Below are 18,095 nucleotides of genomic sequence, written 5' to 3'. Positions count from 1 at the left end.
CGCCCGGCTCACGCCGTCAGCTCCGCCGTCCACCGGTCGGCGGCGGCCCGGAGCGCCGCGGCGTCCGGGCCGGCGGCGAGCACGTCCCGCGAGACCGTGGGGACGACGGCCTGATCGGTGCCGAACAGCCGGCGCAGGTCGGCGACCGTGCCGCCCTGCGCACCCAGCCCCGGGGCCAGCACCGGGCCGCGCAGCCCGGTCAGGTCGACGTCGAGCTCGGGCAGCGTCGCCCCGACGACGACGCCGAACGAGCCGGTGGACGCACCGAAGCGGCGCTGCTCATCAGCGAAGGCGGCCGGGTCCGGTACCGGGTCGCCGCCCAGCCAGTCGGGGGTGTTCCACCGGCCGACGGTGTCCACCACGGTCTGCGCCACCGACCGCTCCCCCACCAGCGCGTGCTGGAAGGTGGCGGCATCGGGGTTGGAGGTGCGGGCCAGCACGAACAGCCCGCCACCGAACGACCGTGCCGTGCCGACCGCCGGCGCCAGCGACTCCGGCCCCAGGTAGGGGCTCACGGTCAGCGCGTCGACCTGCATCGGGTGGTCGCTGCGCAGGTACTCGGCGTAGGCGTCCATGGTGGAGCCGATGTCACCGCGCTTGGCGTCCAGCAGCACCAGTGCGCCGGCCGCCCGGGCCCGGGCGACGGCCTCCTCCAGCACGGCCACCCCGCGGGCACCGTGCCGCTCGTAGAAGGCCAGCTGCGGCTTGAGCACCGCCACGTGCCCGGCGAGGGCGTCGACGACCGCATCGGTGAACCGGCGCAGTCCGTCGACGTCGTCGCCCAGGCCCCAGTCCAGCAGCAGCGGCCGGTGCGGGTCGATGCCCACGCACAGCGGGCCGCGCGCGGCCACCGCCGCGGCCAGCCGGGCGCCGAAGGGGTCGACCTCGGCGTGCGTGGGGCGGTTCACGCGTCCACCGGCCGGTGGGCGTGGCCGACGGCGTCGGCGAGGGAGCCGAAGCCGCGGGCGGCCAGCGCGGCCGCGAGCTCGGCGTGAATGCGGGCCGGCGCGGACGGGTCGTTGAACACCGCCGTGCCGATGCTGACCGCGCTGGCCCCGGCGAGCACGAACTGCAGGGCGTCCAGGCCGCTGCGGATGCCGCCCATGCCGAGGATCGGCACGTCCGGCAGCGCCTGGTGCACCTGCCAGACGCAGCGCAGCGCCACCGGTCGGATCGCCGGGCCGGAGAGCCCGCCGGTGACGCCGCCGAGCACCGGGCGCATGGTGTCCGGGTCGATGACCAGCCCGAGGAGCGTGTTGATCATCGACAGCCCGTCGGCGCCGGCGTCGGCGACCGACCGGGCGATGGTCACGATGTCGGTGACGTCGGGGCTCAGCTTGGCGTAGACCGGCTGGGCGGGGTCGGCCGCGGCGCGCACCGCGGCGACGACGTCGCGGGCCGCCACCGGGTCGCAGGCGAACACCTCGCCGCGGCTCTCCACGTTCGGGCAGGAGATGTTGACCTCGATGCCCAGCACGCCGGGCACGCCGCGCAGCCGGGTGGCCAGCTCGGCGAAGTCCTCCACCCGGGTGCCGGCGATCGAGACGAACGCCCGCGCACCGCGCTGGGCCAGCCACGGCAGGTCCTCGGCCAGCAGCCCGTCGATGCCCGGCCCCTGCAGGCCGATGGAGTTGAGCATCCCGCTGGGGGTCTCGGCCATCCGCGGCGTGGGCCGGCCCGAGCGGGGCCGCAGCTGCACCGACTTGGTGACCACCGCGCCGAGGGCGGCGAGGTCGACGAAGGGCTCCAGCTCCCGGCCGAAGCCGGAGCAGCCGGACGCGGTGAGCACCGGGCTCGGCACCGGCACCCGGCCGATCGCCGTCCCCATGTCCACTCCCGACCGGGTTTCGGCGCCGAAACCTGGATGGGTGCCGGTGCCGGGAGCTGGCGTGGCGGAGCCGGTCACGACGACGCTCCCGGGGTGCCGGGGTCCGCCTCGGGCGGCGCGACCGGGGTGGGGGGCGAACCCGCCGGGGTGGGCACGGCGGGCGGGGTGAGGCCCATGGCGTCCGCGCCGACGACGTCCGCCGGGAGCGTGCCGACGTCGGCGAAGCGGACCCGGTCGCCACCGAAGACCGGGCCCTCCACGCAGGAGCGGGCGAAGCGGGTGCGCCCGTCGCCGCCGACCACCGGCAGCACGCAGGTCATGCAGACCCCGATGCCGCAGGCCATCGACTCCTCGACCGCGACGTAGCTGGGCACCCCGGCGGCGGTGGCCACGTCGGCGACCGCGCGGAGCATGCCCATCGGGCCGCAGGCATAGACCACCCCGGCGCCGTTGACCAGCTCGGCGACCGCGTCGGTGACCCAGCCGCGGCGGCCGGCGCTGCCGTCGTCGGTCATCACCACGAAGGGCGCGGCCAGCGACCCGAGCTCCTGGACCGAGCACAGCCGCCCGGCCGACGCCGCGCCGGTGACCGCGGCGACCTCCGAGCCGGTGGCCCGCAGCCGCCCGGCCAGCCCGACCAGCGCGGCAGCGCCGTAGCCGCCCCCGACCAGCAGCGCCGGGGTGCCCGGCGGCGGCATCGGGAAGGGGCGGCCCAGCGGCCCGACGACGTCGACCACGTCCCCGGGCGCCAGCCCGGCCAGCCAGCTGGAGCCGGGGCCGTGCGCGGAGACGACCACCTGCACCTGACCCCCGCCCACCCCGGCGATCGCGATCGAGCGCCGGAGCAGGTGCGCGGAGGTGGGGCCGCCGACCGCGAACGCGACGAACTGGCCGGGCACCGCCCGCTCGGCCACCTCGGGGGCGGCGAGGCTCAGCTCCACGTAGGCGCCCACCGGCCGCCGGCCGGCCACCGTCACCACCCGCTGGACGGGCGGCCACGGGGCCGCCGGCGCCGGCTCGGTCAGCAGCCCGCCGGTCATGCCCCCGCCTGGGGCTGGGTGGCGGCGGCCAGCGCGCGGTGCAGGTCCTGCAGGCTGCGCACGCCCAGGTGACCGCGGCGCAGCGCCTCGATGCCCTGCACCGCCGCGGCCAGCCCCTGGGTGGTGGTGATGCAGGGGATGCCCGCGGTCACCGCCGCCGCCCGGATCTCGTAGCCGTCCAGCCGGGGCCCGCTGTTGCCCGGCGTGCCGAACGGGGTGTTCACCACGATGTCGACGTCGCCGGCCTGGATGCGCTCGACGACGTTGCCCGGGCCGGCGCTGAACTTCCCGACCACCTCGCACTGCACGCCGTTGCGGCGCAGCACCTGCGCGGTGCCGGCGGTGGCCAGCACGTGGAAGCCGAGGTCGGCCAGCCGCTTGACCGGGAACACCGCCGAGCGCTTGTCCCGGTTGGCCAGCGAGACGAAGACGGTGCCGCCGGTCGGGAGGTCGCCGTAGACCGCGGCCTGGGACTTGGCGAAGGCGGTGCCGAACTCCGCGTCCAGCCCCATCACCTCACCGGTGGACTTCATCTCCGGCCCGAGGACCGTGTCGACGCCGTGGCCGTCCATGGTGCGGAACCGGTGGAAGGGCAGCACCGCCTCCTTGACCGCGATGGGTGCGTCGGCGGGCAGGTCGGCGCCGTCGCCGCTGGCCGCCAGCACCCCGGCCGCGCGCAGCCCGGCGATCGACTCCCCCACCGCGATCCGCGCCGCGGCCTTGGCCAGCTGCACCGCCGTCGCCTTGGAGACGAACGGCACGGTGCGGCTGGCCCGCGGGTTGGCCTCCAGCACGTAGAGCACGTCGTCCTTGAGCGCGTACTGCACGTTCATCAGCCCGCGGACGCCGATCCGGGCGGCGAGCGCCCCGGTGGCCCGCCGGATGGCCTCCAGGTCGGTGCCGCCCAGGGTGATCGGCGGCAGCGCGCACGCGGAGTCACCGGAGTGCACGCCGGCCTCCTCGATGTGCTCCATGACCCCGCCGATGTAGAGGTCGGTGCCGTCGTAGAGCGCGTCGACGTCGATCTCGATCGCGTCCTCGAGGAACCGGTCGACCAGCACCGGGTGGTCGGTGCTCACCTCGGTGGCCCGGGTGATGTAGCCCTCGAGCGTGGCGTCGTCGTAGACGATCTCCATGCCGCGGCCGCCCAGCACGTAGGAGGGGCGCACCAGCACCGGGTAGCCGATGCCGGCCGCGATCGCCTTCGCCTCGGGAGCCGTCGTCGCCATGCCGTGCTTGGGCGCGAGCAGCCCGCAGTCGGTGAGCACCCGGGAGAACTCGCCCCGGTCCTCGGCGGCGTCGATCGCCTCCGGCGAGGTGCCGAGCACCGGGACGCCGGCGTCCTTGAGCCGCTGCGCGAGGCCCAGCGGGGTCTGGCCGCCCAGGGTGCAGATGACCCCGGCGACCGGGCCGGCGGCGCGCTCGGCCTCGACGACCTCGAGCACGTCCTCGAAGGTGAGCGGCTCGAAGTACAGCCGGTCGGCGACGTCGTAGTCGGTGGAGACGGTCTCGGGGTTGCAGTTGACCATCACCGCCTCGTAGCCGGCGTCCTGCAGCGCCATGACGGCGTGCACGCAGGAGTAGTCGAACTCGACGCCCTGCCCGATCCGGTTGGGCCCGGAGCCGAGGATCAGCACCGCCGGGCGCTCGCGGGGCTCGACCTCGTTCTCCTCGTCGTAGGACGAGTAGTGGTACGGCGTGCGGGCGGCGAACTCGGCGGCGCAGGTGTCCACGGTCTTGTAGACCGGCCGGATGCCCAGCCGCCAGCGCAGGATGCGCACGCCGTCCTCACCGGCGAGCTCGGGCCGCAGCGCGGCGACCTGCCGGTCGGACAGGCCGTGCCGCTTGGCCTTCCGGAGCAGCTCCGGGGTGAGCGCCGGGGCGTCGCGGACCTCCTCGCCCAGCTCGTGCACCAGCGCGATCTGGTCGACGAACCAGGTGTCGAACCCGGAGGCCCGGGCGACCTGCTCGACGGTGGCGCCGGCGGCGAGCGCCCGGTGGGCCACGTACAACCGGCCGTCGACCGGGGTGCGCAGCTCCTCCAGCAGCTCCTCCGCGGTCGCCGGGGGCGCGGCCTCGGTCCAGAAGCCGGCGGCCTTCGTCTCGGTGGAGCGCATGGCCTTGCCCAGCGCCTCGGTGAAGTTGCGGCCCATGGCCATCACCTCACCGACGCTCTTCATCGTGGTGGTCAGCCGCGGGTCCGCGCCTGGGAACTTCTCGAAGGCGAAGCGCGGGATCTTCACCACGACGTAGTCCAGCGACGGCTCGAACGACGCGGGGGTGACCCCGGTGATGTCGTTGGTGATCTCGTCGAGGGTGTAGCCGATGGCGAGCTTGGCGGCGATCTTGGCGATGGGGAAGCCGGTGGCCTTGGACGCCAGCGCGCTCGACCGGGACACCCGCGGGTTCATCTCGATCACGACCAGCCGGCCGTTCTCGGGGTTGACGGCGAACTGGATGTTGCAGCCGCCGGTCTCCACGCCGACCGCCCGCAGCACGTCGATGCCGACGTCGCGCATCCGCTGGTACTCGCGGTCGGTCAGGGTCATCGCCGGGGCGACGGTCACCGAGTCGCCGGTGTGCACGCCCATCGCGTCGATGTTCTCGATCGAGCAGATGACGACCACGTTGTCGCTGCGGTCGCGCATCAGCTCCAGCTCGTACTCCTTCCAGCCCAGCACCGACTCCTCGATGAGCACGGTGTGGACGGGTGAGTCGGCCAGCCCGTGCCCGGCCATCCGGCGCAGCATCGGCTCGTCGGTGGCGAACCCGGACCCCAGTCCACCCATCGTGAACGACGGCCGGATGACGACGGGGTAGCCGACCTCCGCAGCGGTGGCCAGCGCCTCCTCGACGGTCGCGCACACCTTCGACCGCGGGGCGTCCGCGCCGACCGAGCGCACGATCTCCTTGAACAGCTGCCGGTCCTCGCCGCGGTTGATCGCGTCGACGTCGGCACCGATGAGCTGGACGCCGTACTTCTCCAGCACCCCGTTCTCGAACAGGCCGATGGCGATGTTCAGCGCCGTCTGCCCGCCCAGCGTCGCCAGCAGCGCGTCCGGGCGCTCGGCGGCGATGACCCGCTCGACGAACTCCGGGGTCAGCGGCTCGACGTAGGTGGCGTCGGCGACCTCGGGGTCGGTCATGATCGTGGCCGGGTTGCTGTTCACCAGGCTGACCCGCAGGCCCTCGGCCTTGAGCACCCGGCAGGCCTGGGTGCCGGAGTAGTCGAACTCGCTGGCCTGGCCGATGACGATCGGCCCGGAGCCGATCACCATCACGTGCTGGAGGTCTGTCCGCTTGGGCATCCTCAGGCCTCCTTCTCACCGGTGGTGGACTCGACGACCGGCGGGGGCGTCACCGCGGCGCCGTCCTTCGAGGCGGTCATGAGGTCGACGAACCGGCCGAACAGCGGGTTGGCGTCGTGCGGGCCGGCGGCCGCCTCCGGGTGGAACTGCACGCTGAACGCCGGGGCGTCGACGAGCCGCAGCCCCTCGACGACGTCGTCGTTGAGGCCGACGTGGCTGACCTCGACCGGGCCGAACGGGGTGTCCACCGGCCGGTCCAGCGGGGCGTCGACGGCGAAGCCGTGGTTGTGGCTGGTGACCCGCACCGTGCCGCTGACCCGGTCCAGCACCGGCTGGTTCAGCCCGCGGTGGCCGAAGCGGAGCTTGTAGGTGCCCAGTCCCAGCGCCCGGCCGAGGATCTGGTTGCCGAAGCAGATGCCGAACAGCGGCCGGCGGGCCTCGAGCACCCCGCGCACCGCGGCGACGGCGTAGTCGGCCGCGGCCGGGTCGCCGGGGCCGTTGGAGATGAACACGCCGTCCACCCCGTGCGCCAGCAGGTCCTCGGCGGTGGCGGTGGCCGGCAGCACGTGGGTCTCCACGCCCAGCTCGGCCAGGTAGCGCGGCGTCGCGGTCTTGATGCCCAGGTCCAGCGCGGCGACGGTGAAGCGCTTCTCCCCCACCGCCGGCACGACGTAGGGGTCGCTCGCGCTGACCAGCGGGGCGAGGTCGGCTCCGGTCATCGCGTCGCTGGCGGTGACCCGGGCCAGCAGCTGCTCGGCGTCCAGCTCGGTGCTGATCCCCGCGCGCATGGCACCGCGGTCGCGCAGGTGCCGGGTGAGCGCGCGGGTGTCGATGCCGCTGATGCCGACGACGCCCTGCGCGACCAGCTCGTCGTCCAGGCTGCCGGTGGCCCGCCAGTTCGCCGGCCGGCGGGCGGGGTCGCGGACGACGAAGCCGGCCACCCACATGCGGCGGCTCTCGTCGTCCTCGGCGTTCACCCCGGTGTTGCCGATGTGCGGGGCGGTCATCACCACGATCTGGCGGGCGTAGCTGGGGTCGGTCAGCGTCTCCTGGTACCCGGTCATGCCGGTGGAGAAGACCGCCTCGCCGACCGTCGTCCCGACCGCGCCGTACGCCTCGCCGCGGAACGTGCGCCCGTCTTCGAGGACGAGCAGTGCCTCACTCACTGTGCTTCCGTTCCCGGCCACGCTCGCTCCGCTCCTCGCTCGTTCCTCGCTGCGATGCTCACTCGCTGCCGGTTCACCTGACTGCCTTCCCGTCCAGAACGGTCGCGACGCCCCGCAGGAACGTGGCGACCACCCGGCCGGGGAGCTCCCGGCCGGCATAGGGGCTGTTGCGGCTGCGGCTGGCCAGCGCGGCCGGGTCGACGGTGGCCCGGTGCGCGGGGTCCAGCAGCAGCAGGTTGGCCGGCTCGCCGACGGCGAGCGGGCGGCCGTGCCCGTCCAGACGGCCGATGGCCGCCGGCCGGACCGACATGCGGTCGGCGACGCCGCGCCAGTCGAGCCGCCCGGGCTCGACCATGGTCTGCACGACGACGGAGAGCGCCTGCTCCAGCCCGAGCATCCCGGGGCGGGCGGCGGCCCACTCGCTCTCCTTGTCCTCCGCCGCGTGCGGTGCGTGATCGGTGCCGACGGCGTCGATCGTGCCGTCGGCGAGCCCAGCGCGCAGCGCCTCGACGTCCTCGGCGGTGCGCAGCGGCGGGTTCACCTTGAACACCGGGTCGTAGCCCTCCGCGCACTCGTCGGTGAGCAGCAGGTGGTGCGGGGTGACCTCGGCGGTCACCTGCACGCCGCGCGACTTCGCCCAGCGCAGGATCTCCACCGAGCCCGCCGTCGACACGTGGCAGACGTGCAGCCGGGCGCCGACGTGACCGGCCAGCAGCACGTCGCGGGCGATCACCGCCTCCTCGGCGGCGGCCGGCCAGCCGGCCAGGCCGAGCCGGGCGGAGCGGTCGCCCTCGTTCATCTGCGCGCCCACGGTGAGCCGCGGCTCCTCGGCGTGCTGGGCGACGACGCCGTCGAAGGCCTTCACGTACTCCAGCGCCCGGCGCATCAGCGCCGGGTCGGCCACGCAGTGCCCGTCGTCGGAGAAGACCCGCACCCGGGCGGCGGAGTCGGCCATCGCGCCGAGCTCGGCCAGCCGCTCGCCGCGCAGGCCGACGGTGACCGCCCCGACCGGGACGACGTCGACCAGGCCGGCCTCCTGGCCCAGCCGCCAGACCTGCTCGACCACGCCGGCGGTGTCCGCGACCGGGTCGGTGTTGGCCATCGCGTGCACCGCGGTGAACCCGCCCAGCGCCGCGGCCCGGCTGCCGGTCTCGACGGTCTCGGCGTCCTCCCGGCCGGGCTCGCGCAGGTGGGTGTGCAGGTCGACGAGGCCCGGCAGCGCGACCAGCCCGGCGGCGTCGACCAGCTGCGCGCCGTCGACGGACAGGTCGGGCCCGATCTCGGCGATCCGGCCGTCCTGGACGCGGATGTCGACGGCGTCCTCGCCGTACGGGCGGGCGCCCTTGATGAGCGTCATTCGGGAGCTCCTCCCAGCAGCAGGTACAGGACGGCCATGCGCACGCTCACGCCGTTGCCGACCTGGTCGACGATGGTCGAGCGGGGCGAGTCGGCCACCTCGGCGGCGATCTCCATGCCCCGGTTCATCGGGCCCGGGTGCATGACGATGGCCTCGTCGGGCAGCGCCGCCATCCGCCGGGCGTCCAGGCCGTAGCGGCGGCTGTACTCCCGTGCGCTGGGGAAGAACGAGGCGTTCATCCGCTCGCCCTGCACCCGCAGCATCATCACCACGTCGGCGGTGGGCAGGACGGCGTCCAGGTCGTAGGAGACCGTCACCGGCCAGCTGCCCACGCCCACCGGCAGCAGGGTGGGTGGGGCGACCAGGGTGACCTCGGCGCCGAGGGTGGACAGCAGCCACACGTTGGAGCGGGCGACCCGGCTGTGCAGCACGTCGCCGACGACGGCGACCCGCACGCCGTCCAGCCGGCCGAGCCGCTGCCGGATCGTGTAGGCGTCCAGCAGCGCCTGGGTGGGGTGCTCGTGGGTGCCGTCGCCGGCGTTCACCACGCTGCCCTTGACCCAGGTGGCCAGCCGGTGCGGCGCCCCGGAGGCCCCGTGCCGGACGACGATGCCGTCGGCGCCCATCGCCTCCAGGGTCAGCGCGGTGTCCTTGAGGCTCTCGCCCTTCGAGACGCTGCTGCCCTTGGCGGAGAAGTTGATGACGTCGGCCGAGAGCCGCTTGGCGGCCAGCTCGAAGGAGATCCGGGTGCGGGTGGAGTCCTCGTAGAAGAGGTTGACCACCGTGCGCCCGCGCAGGGTGGGGAGCTTCTTGACCTCCCGGCCGGCCAGCGCCGCCTCGATCTGCGCGGCGGTGTCCAGCACCAGGGTCGCGTCGTCCCGGTCGAGGTCACCGGCCTCCAGCAGGTGCCGCTTCACGCGTCCTCCACCGTCACCGAGTCGACCCCGTCGACCTCGGCGAGCTTCACCTTGACCGACTGGCTGCGCGCGGTGGGCACGTTCTTGCCCACGTAGTCGGCGCGGATCGGCAGCTCCCGGTGGCCGCGGTCGACGAGCACCGCGAGCTGGACGGCGCGCGGGCGGCCCAGGTCGCGCAGCGCGTCCAGGGCGGCGCGCACCGAGCGGCCGGAGAACAGCACGTCGTCGACGAGCACCACGAGCCGGTCGTCGATCCCGGCCTCGGGCAGCCGGGTGTCCTCCAGGGCACGCACGCCGCGCCGCCGCAGGTCGTCCCGGTAGAGGGTGATGTCGACGCTGCCGACGTCGACGGGTTGCTGCGAGAAGGCCTCGACCCGGGCGGCGAGCCGGCGGGCCAGCGGGGCGCCGCGGGTGGGGATGCCGACGAGCACGAGGTCGGCGAGGGAGCTGCCCGCCTTCTCGATCAGCTGGTGGGCGATCCGGTCGACGACGCGACCGAGGTCGTCGGCGCCGAGCAGGGGCGGTGCGGGCAGGTCTGTCGAGTCGGCCATCAGGCCTCCTTCCCCGCCTCACTGGACGGGTCGTTAAAGGAGTGGGACCGGCGACGACGGTACTGCACCGGCGGATGTGACCTTCGCCCTGCCCGGATCGCACGATCTGCCCCGCACGGGGGGCGGCCGACTGTCGCTCGGCGCGCTGGCTCGGTACTCTGCGTCACCAGTACGGCTCCCATCCGACGACAGTCAGTGAGCAGAGACGATGAGCACCGACTACTCGCGGGCACTCGGCGCCCGCCTGCGGGCGATCCGCAACCAGCAGGGCCTGTCCCTGCAGGGCGTGGAGGACAAGTCGCACGGGCGGTGGAAGGCCGTCGTCGTGGGCTCCTACGAGCGGGGCGACCGGGCGGTCACCGTCCAGCGGCTCTCCGAGCTCGCGGTGTTCTACGGCGTCCCGGTGTCCGAGCTGCTGCCCGACCCGCGCCCGAGCAGCGCCGTCACCAAGAGCACCAAGATCGTGCTGAACCTGGAGTCGCTGGGCTCGCTGCCGGCCGACGAGGCGGGGCCGCTGGCCCGGTACGCCTCGACCATCCAGGCCCAGCGCCACGACTACAACGGCAAGGTGCTGTCCATCCGCGCCGAGGACCTCAAGTCGCTGGCGATCATCTACGACATGAGCCCCGACGAGCTGACCACCCGGCTCATCGAGTGGGGCGTGCTCTCCCCCGGCCCGGACGGCGTCGGCTACGCCACCGAGGACGACGACGAGCCGAACTGGGGCGACCGCCGCCGCGCTCCGCGCTGAGCTCAGCAGCGCACGAGGGGCCCCGTCCGCACCGCGGACGGGGCCCCTCGTGCGTCGGATCCGAGACGTGCCCGCCGGCGGGCCCACGCGACATCTGCGGTCCCGTGGCTTCCCGGCCTGGGTGGCCACGACATCGCAGATCTGGGCAGTCGGCGGCGGTACTCGTCGAGCGGGAGACCTTGATCAGCCCCGGGGACAGGTCGACCGAGATCGATGAGCGGGAGTGGTCGACCTCGAGCCAGACGACGGTCCGCCGGGCACCGCGCGATCGTGGCACAGCACGGAACGCCCACGGCCCACTCTGCGCGCAGAGTGGGCCGTGGGCGTTCCGTGCTGGGTGCTCAGGTCGGGATCTCGGCCTTCACGATGCCACCGAGGACGCCGTTGACGTAGGCCGGCGAGTCGTCGGTGGACAGCGCCTTGGCCAAGGTCACCGCCTCGTCGATCACCACGGCGTCCGGGACGTCGTCGACCCACAGCAGCTCGTAGGTGGCCATCCGCAGGATGGCGCGGTCGACGTCGGGCAGCCGGTCCAGCGACCAGCCCTGGGCGTGCCGCTCGATCAGCTCGTCGATCCGCGCCTGCTGCTCGACCACGCCCTCCACGAGCCGGACGGCGTGGTCGGGCACCGGCGGGGAGTCGTCGCCGACCCGGTCGCGGAGGACCTGGAGCGGGTCGCTGCTGCGCAGGTCGGCCTCGTAGAGGACGTCGACCGCGCGCTTGCGCGCCTTGGAGCGGGCGGCCATCAGCGGATCAGCTGACCCGGCCGAGGTAGCGGCCGTCGCGGGTGTCGACCTTCAGCTTCTCGCCGGTGGTGATGAACAGCGGCACCTGGATCTCGGCGCCGGTCTCCAGCGTCGCGGGCTTCGTGCCGCCGGTCGAGCGGTCACCCTGCAGGCCCGGGTCGGTGTGCTGCACCACCAGCTCCATGGTCACCGGCAGCTCGACGTACAGCGGGGTGTCGTCGTGCACCGCCACGGTGACCTCGGTGTTGTCCAGCAGGTAGTCCGCGCCGCCGCCGACGGTGGCCTCGGGGACGTAGATCTGCTCGAAGGTGTCGCCGTCCATGAAGACGAAGTCGGTGCCCTCCTTGTAGAGGAAGGTCATCGATCGCTTGTCGACGTTCGCGGTCTCCACCTTGGTGCCGGCGTTGAACGTCTTGTCGACGACCTTGCCCGACAGCACGTTCTTCAGGGTGGTGCGCACGAAGGCGCCGCCCTTGCCCGGCTTGACGTGCTGGAAGTCGGTGACGGTCCAGAGCTGGCCGTCCAGGTTGAGGACGATGCCGTTCTTGAGGTCGTTGGTGGTAGCCATCTAGAGAACCAGCAGTTCCTTGCTCGTGAGGGTCAACAACTCGGGCTCGTCGGCCGTGACGACCAGGGTGTCCTCGATCCGGACACCGCCGTGCCCGGGCAGGTAGACACCCGGCTCCACGGTGACGGCCATGCCAGCGGCCAGGGTACCTGCGCCGAGCGCCGAGATCCCCGGTGCCTCGTGGATCTCCAGCCCCACCCCGTGCCCCAGGCCGTGGGTGAAGTGGTCACCGTGCCCGGCGGCCACGATGACGTCGCGGGACGCGGCATCGACCGCGACGACGTCCGCGCCGACCGCCAGCGCCGCCCGGCCGGCCGCCTGGGAGGCGGCGACCAGCTCGTAGACCTCGCGCTGCCAGTCCGCGGCCTGCCCCAGCACGAGGGTGCGGGTCATGTCGGAGTGGTAGCCGTCGACGGTCGCGCCGAAGTCGAGCTTCAGGAAGTCCCCGTCGCGCAGCACGGTGGCGTCGGGGCGGTGGTGCGGGATGGCCGAGTTCGCGCCGGTGGCCACGATCGTCTCGAAGCTCGGCGACTCCGCGCCGAGCGCCAGCATCCGGGCGTCCAGCTCCCGGCCCACCTCGAGCTCGGTGCGCCCGGGCCGCAGCGCCCCCTCGGCGGCCAGCTCGGCCAGCGCCCGGTCGGCGACCGCGCACGCCCGGCGCAGCGACTCGACCTCGCCGTCGTCCTTGATCGCCCGCAGTGCCTCGACGGCGCGGCGGATGCTGACCAGCTCGGCGTCGCCGGCCGCGCGCTCCAGCGCGCGCAGCCCGTCGACGGTCACCTCGTGCGACTCGTAACCGACCCGGCCGGTGGTGCGGGCGGCGAGCGCGGTGGCGGTGCCCCGGTCGACCAGCAGCTCCACGTCGGGCACCTGGGCCTGCGCCTGGGTGGTGTACCGGCCGTCGGTGCCGAACAGGTCCCGCCCGTCGGCGCGCAGCAGCAGCGCCCCGTTGGAGCCGGTGAACCCGGTCAGGTAGCGCACGTTGAGCAGGTTGGTGACCAGCACGGCGTCCAGGCCCTGCTCGGCGGCCACGGCGCGCAGCCGCTCCCGGCGGCCCGCCTCGCGGGCGGTGTCGCGCGTCATCGCGCACCCTGGGCGAGGAGGTACCGCAGTGCCAGCTCGTAGCCCTGCACGCCCAGGCCGGCGATGACGCCGTCGGCGACGCGGGAGACGTAGGAGTGGTGCCGGAACTGCTCGCGCCGGTGGATGTTGCTGATGTGCACCTCGACGACCGGCGCGGCGACCGCGGCCAGCGCGTCGTGCAGCACCACGGAGGTGTGCGACCAGCCGCCGGGGTTGACCACGATCGGGTCCCCGGCGTCGGTGGCCGCGTGCACCCAGCCGAGCAGCTCGGCCTCGGAGTCGGTCTGCCGGACGACGACGTCCAGGCCCAGCTCGGCGGCCACGGCCTCGATCAGCTGCACCAGCTCGGCGTAGGTGGTCGTGCCGTAGACCTCGGGCTCGCGGGTGCCGAGCCGGCCGAGGTTGGCCCCGTTGAGCACCTGGATGGTCATGCTGTCTCCGTCGGGGTGGCGGGGTGGGTGGACTGATCGTTCACTGCGGCCCAGGCGGCGTCGAGCCAGGCCTGGTCGGGGTCGGTCAGGATGCTCGGGTTGCCCAGGCCGTCGAGGACGACGAAGCGCAGCGAGGCGCCACGGGCCTTCTTGTCCACCCGCATCACCGCCTGCAACTGCTCCCAGTCGCCCCGGTAGGTGGTGGGCAACCCCATGGCGGCGATCAGGTCGCGGTGCCGGGCGACGTCGGCCGCGGCGAGCAGCCCGGCCTGGCCGGCGAGCTCGGCGGCGAACACCAGGCCGACGGCGACCGCCTCACCGTGCCGCCAGGTGAAGTCCTCCACCCGCTCGATGGCGTGGGCCAGGGTGTGCCCGTAGTTGAGGAACTCGCGGCGGCCGGTGTCGTAGAGGTCCTCGGCCACCGCGTCGGCCTTCACCTGCACGGCCCGGGCGATCAGCTCGGTGGTGTCGGCCCGGCCGCTGGGGTCGGCCGCCAGCAGCTCGAGCACCCGCCCGTCGGCGATGAACCCGCACTTGACCACCTCGGCGAGCCCCGCGCAGAACTCCGCCTCGGGCAGGCCCGCCAGTGCGTCGGTGTCGGCGAGCACCCCGGCCGGCGGGTGGAAGGCGCCGACCAGGTTCTTGCCGGCCCGGGTGTTGATGCCGGTCTTGCCGCCGACCGCGGCGTCGACCATGCCCAGCAGGCTCGTCGGCACCTGCACCACCCGCACGCCACGCAGCCAGGTGGCGGCGAGGAACCCGGCGAGGTCGGTGACCGCGCCCCCGCCGACGCCGACGACCGCGTCGGAGCGGGTGAGCCCGAGCTGGCCGAACTCCTCCCAGGCGCCGGCCGCGACCTCGGCGGTCTTGGCCGCCTCGCCGTCGGGGACGGCGACCGCCTCGGCGGCGACCCCGGCCTCCTGCAGCGTCTCGACCGCGGCCCCGGCCGCGGCGGCCAGCGCACGGCTGTGCACGACGACCGCGCGGGGCGTGCCCGCCAGCAGCAGGCCGAGCTCGGCCTGCACGCCGGGGCCGATCACGACGTCGTAGGGCCGGTCGCCGGCCACGGTGATCCGGTGCGCGGTCACCGGCGCACCTCACGGACGCTGGCGAGCACCTCGGCCACGACGGCGTCGACCTCCCGGTCACTGGTGGAGACGGTCGCGGTGGCGACCTCGGCGTAGAGCGGAGCGCGGGCCTCGAGCATGGTGCGGAGCATGGCGCGCGGGTTGACCGCCAGCAGCGGCCGGTCCCGGGACAGCCCCACCCGGCGGGCCGCGGACGGCACGTCGACGTCCAGCCAGACGACCGCGCCACCGGCCCGGCCGTGCGCGACCAGCAGGGCACGGCTGGCCTCGCTGGTCACCGCGCCCCCGCCGAGGGCGAGCACGCCGGGGTGCTCGGCGAGCGCCCGGGCGACCGCCCGCTCCTCCAGCGCGCGGAAGTGCGGCTCCCCCTGCTGGACGAACAGGTCGGCGATCGTGCTGCCGGTCTCCGCCTCGACGTCGGCGTCGGTGTCCCGGAACGACGCGCCGAGCGCGGCGGCCACCGCGGTGCCGACCGTGGTCTTGCCCGATGCCGGCGGGCCGACGAGCACCAGCCGCGGACCGGTCGCGGACGTCACCGGATCGGCAGCGCGTCGAGGTAGCCCTGCACGTTGCGCCGGGTCTCGGGCACCGAGTCGCCGCCGAACTTCTCCAGCACGGCGTCGGCGAGGACCAGGGCGACCATCGCCTCCATCACCACGCTGCCGCGCGGCACGGCGCAGGCGTCGGAGCGCTGGTTGATCGCGACCGCCGCCTCCTTCGTGCTGACGTCGACGGTGTCCAGGGCGCGGGGCACGGTACTGATCGGCTTCATGGCCGCCCGCACCCGGAGCACCTCGCCGTTGGTCATGCCGCCCTCGATGCCGCCGGCGCGGTCGGTGCGCCGCGACAGGCTCTGCCCCCCGTCCACGGAGTCGACCAGCTCGATCTCGTCGTGGGCGACCGAGCCGCGGCGGCGGGCGGTCTCCAGACCGTCACCGACCTCCACGGCCTTCACCGACTGGACGCCCATCAGCGCTCCGGCCAGCCGGGAGTCCAGCCGGCGGTCCCAGTGCACGTGGCTGCCCAGACCCGGCGGCAGGCCGTGCACGACCACCTCGATCACGCCGCCGAGGGTGTCGCCGGACTTCCGGGCGTCGTCGACCTCGGCGACCATCAGGCCGCTGGTGTCCGGGTCGGCGCAGCGGACCGGGTCCTCGTCGATCCGGGGGTTGTCCGCGGGACCGGGGAGGACGCCGGACGGCACGGTGACCGGACCGATGCCGACGACGTGGCTGACCACCTGCACGCCGAGCACCTGGTCGAGGAACTGGCGGGCCACGGTGCCGAGCGCCACCCGGGCCGCGGTCTCCCGGGCGCTGGCGCGCTCCAGCACGGGGCGCACGTCGTCGAAGCCGTACTTCTGCAGCCCGGCGAGGTCGGCGTGGCCGGGGCGGGGCCGGGTGAGCGGGGCGTTGCGCGCCTGCCCCTCGAGCACCTGCGGGTCGACCGGGTCGGCGGACATCACGGTGGACCACTTGGGCCACTCGGTGTTGCCGATCTGGACGGCGATCGGCCCGCCCTGGGTGATCCCGTGCCGGACGCCGCCGGTGAGGGTGACGACGTCCTCCTCGAAGCTCATCCGAGCGCTGCGGCCGTGCCCCAGGCGGCGGCGGGCGAGCTGGGCGTCGAGGTCGGTGGTCTGCACCCGCACGCCCGCGGGGAGACCTTCGAGGATGGCGGTGAGCTGCTGGCCGTGCGACTCACCGGCGGTCAGCCAGCGCAACATGGGCCAGATCATGCCAGCCGCCCGGCGCGGGCCCTGGGCTCACCCCGGGCGCCCGGGCTCAGGCTCCCGGCAGCGGTCCCGCCAGGGCGAGGGCGACGTAGGCGCCGAGCAGCAGCGGCGGGCCGAACGCGATCGCCGTCCGCCACTGCGCGCGACCGGTGGCGATCAGCAGCAGCGACCCGAGCGCGCCGATCAGCAGCCCGGCGAACACCCCGGTGAGCAGCACGTCCCACCCGGCCCAGCCCAGCAGCAGGCCGAGCAGCCCGAGCAGCTTGACGTCCCCGCCGCCGAACGACCGGGGGTCGACCAGCCGGACCCCGGTGAGCACCGCCCACGCCACGGCGGCGGCGAGCAGGGCCCGGCCCACGGCCGGCCAGGTGCCGGTGACGGCGGCGTCCACCGTGAGCGCGGCGGCGACGCCGAGCGCCGCCGGCGCGGTGACCCGGTCGGGCAGCCGGTGGCTGGCCAGGTCGACCCCGGCCAGGACGACGGCGGCCCCGCCGAACCAGGCCAGCGCGACGGCGGCCGGCCGCAGGCCGGCGAGGACGGGCGCGGCCGCGATCGCCGCCGCGGCGACCAGGCAGGTGGCGACGACGCGGCGGGGAGCCGGCCGGGCAGTGGGGTCACGCCGGGCCAGCCGCACCGTCGCGGCGGCCAGCCGCGGGCCCAGCAGCCCACCGAGCAGGGCGCCGGCGGCGGCCAACGCGGCGATCACCGGGGGCGGGTCAGGCGTCCAGCGCGGCGCGCATCGCCGCGATCGGCGCGGGCAGCCCGGTCATCAGCTCCACCTGCGCGGTGGCCTGCCAGAACAGCACCTCCAGGCCGCTGATCGTGGCGCCGCCGGCCTCCTGCACCCGCTGCGCCAGCGGGGTGGGCCAGCCGGCGTAGAGCACGTCGAGCACCGTCTGCCCGCGCCACCAGGCCAGGTCGGCCACGGCCGACTGCCCGGCCACGGGCACGGTGCTCACCACGACGGGTGCTGCCACGGTGCCGGTGCGGTCCAGCCGCTGCACGTCGGCGGTGACGCCCAGCTCGTCGATGACCCGCAGCAGGTCCCGGGCGCGGGCCGGCTCCCGGACGACGACGTCGATCCGCCGGGCGCCCAGCGACGCCAGGGCGGTGACCGCGGCGGCCGCGGTGCCGCCCGCGCCCAGCACGGCGGCGTGGTCGACCTGCTCGACCCCGCCCAGCTGCAAGGCCATCCCGACGCCCTGGACGTCGGTGTTCTCCGCCCGCCAGCCGCGGTCGGTGCGCACCAGCGTGTTGGCCGCGTGCAGCAGCCGGGGCAGCTGGTCGACCTCGTCGGCGACCTCGACCGCCGCCTGCTTGCACGGCATGGTCACCGAGAAGCCGCGCCACTCGGGGCCCAACCCGGCCAGCAGCACCGGCAGGTCCTCCGCGCCGATGTCCAGCGCGTCGTACGTCCAGCCGTCCAGGCCCAGCGCCGCGTAGGCCGCCCGGTGCAGCAGCGGGGACAAGGAGTGGCTGACCGGCCGGCCGAGGACGGCGGCACGCCCGCCCACCCCCGGCCCGCC

The 18,095-nt window shown here is 74.7% G+C and carries 18 protein-coding genes; 1 reads left to right on the top strand and 17 read right to left on the bottom strand.

The genetic code is table 11. The features are described 5' to 3' along the window. Positions 1-8 precede the first annotated feature (8 nt). The 8 genes from pyrF to pyrR form a co-directional block, all read right to left on the bottom strand. Positions 9-908, bottom strand: a complete 900-nt coding sequence (pyrF, locus tag JD78_RS05080) for an orotidine-5'-phosphate decarboxylase (RefSeq protein ID WP_153360742.1) — start codon at positions 906-908, stop codon at positions 9-11. Continuing rightward, positions 905-1,828: a dihydroorotate dehydrogenase gene (locus JD78_RS05075; RefSeq protein WP_153360741.1), complete on the bottom strand. Its 924-nt coding sequence runs from the start codon at positions 1,826-1,828 to the stop codon at positions 905-907. Before JD78_RS05075 ends, pyrF begins: the two co-directional genes overlap by 4 nt. 74 nt (positions 1,829-1,902) lie before the next feature. Then, positions 1,903-2,868 (bottom strand): iron-sulfur cluster-binding protein, encoded by a 966-nt coding sequence (locus JD78_RS05070; RefSeq protein ID WP_153360740.1) that lies wholly within the window; start codon positions 2,866-2,868, stop codon positions 1,903-1,905. Continuing rightward, positions 2,865-6,176, bottom strand: a complete 3,312-nt coding sequence (carB, locus tag JD78_RS05065; protein ID WP_153360739.1) for a carbamoyl-phosphate synthase large subunit — start codon at positions 6,174-6,176, stop codon at positions 2,865-2,867. The genes JD78_RS05070 and carB overlap by 4 nt, the downstream gene beginning before the upstream one ends. Before the next feature lie 2 nt (positions 6,177-6,178). Then, positions 6,179-7,342, bottom strand: a complete 1,164-nt coding sequence (gene carA / locus JD78_RS05060) for a glutamine-hydrolyzing carbamoyl-phosphate synthase small subunit (RefSeq protein WP_153360738.1) — start codon at positions 7,340-7,342, stop codon at positions 6,179-6,181. A gap of 73 nt (positions 7,343-7,415) precedes the next feature. Next, positions 7,416-8,699, bottom strand: coding sequence for a dihydroorotase (locus JD78_RS05055; RefSeq protein WP_153360737.1), 1,284 nt, complete (start codon positions 8,697-8,699; stop codon positions 7,416-7,418). Next, complete coding sequence (locus tag JD78_RS05050; protein ID WP_153360736.1) at positions 8,696-9,616, bottom strand: aspartate carbamoyltransferase catalytic subunit; 921 nt, start codon at positions 9,614-9,616, stop codon at positions 8,696-8,698. The genes JD78_RS05055 and JD78_RS05050 overlap by 4 nt, the downstream gene beginning before the upstream one ends. Continuing rightward, positions 9,613-10,167, bottom strand: a complete 555-nt coding sequence (pyrR, locus tag JD78_RS05045; protein ID WP_153360735.1) for a bifunctional pyr operon transcriptional regulator/uracil phosphoribosyltransferase PyrR — start codon at positions 10,165-10,167, stop codon at positions 9,613-9,615. The genes JD78_RS05050 and pyrR overlap by 4 nt, the downstream gene beginning before the upstream one ends. 208 nt (positions 10,168-10,375) lie before the next feature. Between pyrR and bldD the strand changes: the two genes are divergently transcribed. Then, positions 10,376-10,918: a transcriptional regulator BldD gene (gene bldD / locus JD78_RS05040; protein ID WP_153360734.1), complete on the top strand. Its 543-nt coding sequence runs from the start codon at positions 10,376-10,378 to the stop codon at positions 10,916-10,918. A gap of 341 nt (positions 10,919-11,259) precedes the next feature. On the opposite strand, the gene nusB is transcribed toward bldD, so the two are convergent. The 9 genes from nusB to JD78_RS04995 are packed head-to-tail and all read right to left on the bottom strand — an operon-like array spanning position 11,260 to position 18,083. Continuing rightward, a complete protein-coding gene (gene nusB / locus JD78_RS05035) occupies positions 11,260-11,664 on the bottom strand; it encodes a transcription antitermination factor NusB (RefSeq protein ID WP_153360733.1) in 405 nt (134 codons plus the stop codon). Between the two features lie 7 nt (positions 11,665-11,671). Beyond that, entirely contained in the window at positions 11,672-12,232 is a 561-nt protein-coding gene (efp, locus tag JD78_RS05030) for an elongation factor P (protein WP_153360732.1), read from the bottom strand. Further along, positions 12,233-13,315 (bottom strand): M24 family metallopeptidase, encoded by a 1,083-nt coding sequence (locus tag JD78_RS05025; RefSeq protein ID WP_153360731.1) that lies wholly within the window; start codon positions 13,313-13,315, stop codon positions 12,233-12,235. Beyond that, positions 13,312-13,746, bottom strand: a complete 435-nt coding sequence (aroQ, locus tag JD78_RS05020; RefSeq protein ID WP_153360730.1) for a type II 3-dehydroquinate dehydratase — start codon at positions 13,744-13,746, stop codon at positions 13,312-13,314. Before aroQ ends, JD78_RS05025 begins: the two co-directional genes overlap by 4 nt. Continuing rightward, positions 13,743-14,834: a 3-dehydroquinate synthase gene (gene aroB, locus JD78_RS05015; protein ID WP_153360729.1), complete on the bottom strand. Its 1,092-nt coding sequence runs from the start codon at positions 14,832-14,834 to the stop codon at positions 13,743-13,745. Before aroB ends, aroQ begins: the two co-directional genes overlap by 4 nt. After that, the gene (locus JD78_RS05010) at positions 14,831-15,370 is read right to left on the bottom strand and encodes a shikimate kinase (RefSeq protein WP_153360728.1); all 540 of its coding nucleotides are present in this window, start codon (positions 15,368-15,370) and stop codon (positions 14,831-14,833) included. Before JD78_RS05010 ends, aroB begins: the two co-directional genes overlap by 4 nt. Beyond that, positions 15,367-16,560 (bottom strand): chorismate synthase, encoded by a 1,194-nt coding sequence (gene aroC / locus JD78_RS05005; RefSeq protein WP_153360727.1) that lies wholly within the window; start codon positions 16,558-16,560, stop codon positions 15,367-15,369. The genes JD78_RS05010 and aroC overlap by 4 nt, the downstream gene beginning before the upstream one ends. Before the next feature lie 58 nt (positions 16,561-16,618). Next, positions 16,619-17,275, bottom strand: coding sequence for a prepilin peptidase (locus JD78_RS05000; protein ID WP_166520994.1), 657 nt, complete (start codon positions 17,273-17,275; stop codon positions 16,619-16,621). 10 nt (positions 17,276-17,285) lie between these two features. Next, positions 17,286-18,083 (bottom strand): shikimate dehydrogenase, encoded by a 798-nt coding sequence (locus JD78_RS04995; RefSeq protein ID WP_243730975.1) that lies wholly within the window; start codon positions 18,081-18,083, stop codon positions 17,286-17,288. Between the last annotated feature and the right edge of the window lie 12 nt (positions 18,084-18,095).

This window comes from Modestobacter roseus (genome assembly GCF_007994135.1).
GTDB classification, from domain to species: domain Bacteria; phylum Actinomycetota; class Actinomycetes; order Mycobacteriales; family Geodermatophilaceae; genus Modestobacter; species Modestobacter roseus.
This window is presented reverse-complemented; position numbering and strand designations above follow the sequence as displayed.

Coding starts and splice junctions, on each gene's coding strand:
- JD78_RS05070 (WP_153360740.1), bottom strand. CDS start 2,868: ATGACCGGCGGGCTGCTGACCGAGCCGGCGCCGGCGGCCCCGTGGCCG.
- JD78_RS05075 (WP_153360741.1), bottom strand. CDS start 1,828: ATGGGGACGGCGATCGGCCGGGTGCCGGTGCCGAGCCCGGTGCTCACC.
- pyrR (WP_153360735.1), bottom strand. CDS start 10,167: ATGGCCGACTCGACAGACCTGCCCGCACCGCCCCTGCTCGGCGCCGAC.
- bldD (WP_153360734.1), top strand. CDS start 10,376: ATGAGCACCGACTACTCGCGGGCACTCGGCGCCCGCCTGCGGGCGATC.
- aroQ (WP_153360730.1), bottom strand. CDS start 13,746: ATGACCATCCAGGTGCTCAACGGGGCCAACCTCGGCCGGCTCGGCACC.
- JD78_RS05055 (WP_153360737.1), bottom strand. CDS start 8,699: ATGACGCTCATCAAGGGCGCCCGCCCGTACGGCGAGGACGCCGTCGAC.
- carB (WP_153360739.1), bottom strand. CDS start 6,176: ATGCCCAAGCGGACAGACCTCCAGCACGTGATGGTGATCGGCTCCGGG.
- nusB (WP_153360733.1), bottom strand. CDS start 11,664: ATGGCCGCCCGCTCCAAGGCGCGCAAGCGCGCGGTCGACGTCCTCTAC.
- JD78_RS05025 (WP_153360731.1), bottom strand. CDS start 13,315: ATGACGCGCGACACCGCCCGCGAGGCGGGCCGCCGGGAGCGGCTGCGC.
- aroC (WP_153360727.1), bottom strand. CDS start 16,560: ATGTTGCGCTGGCTGACCGCCGGTGAGTCGCACGGCCAGCAGCTCACC.
- efp (WP_153360732.1), bottom strand. CDS start 12,232: ATGGCTACCACCAACGACCTCAAGAACGGCATCGTCCTCAACCTGGAC.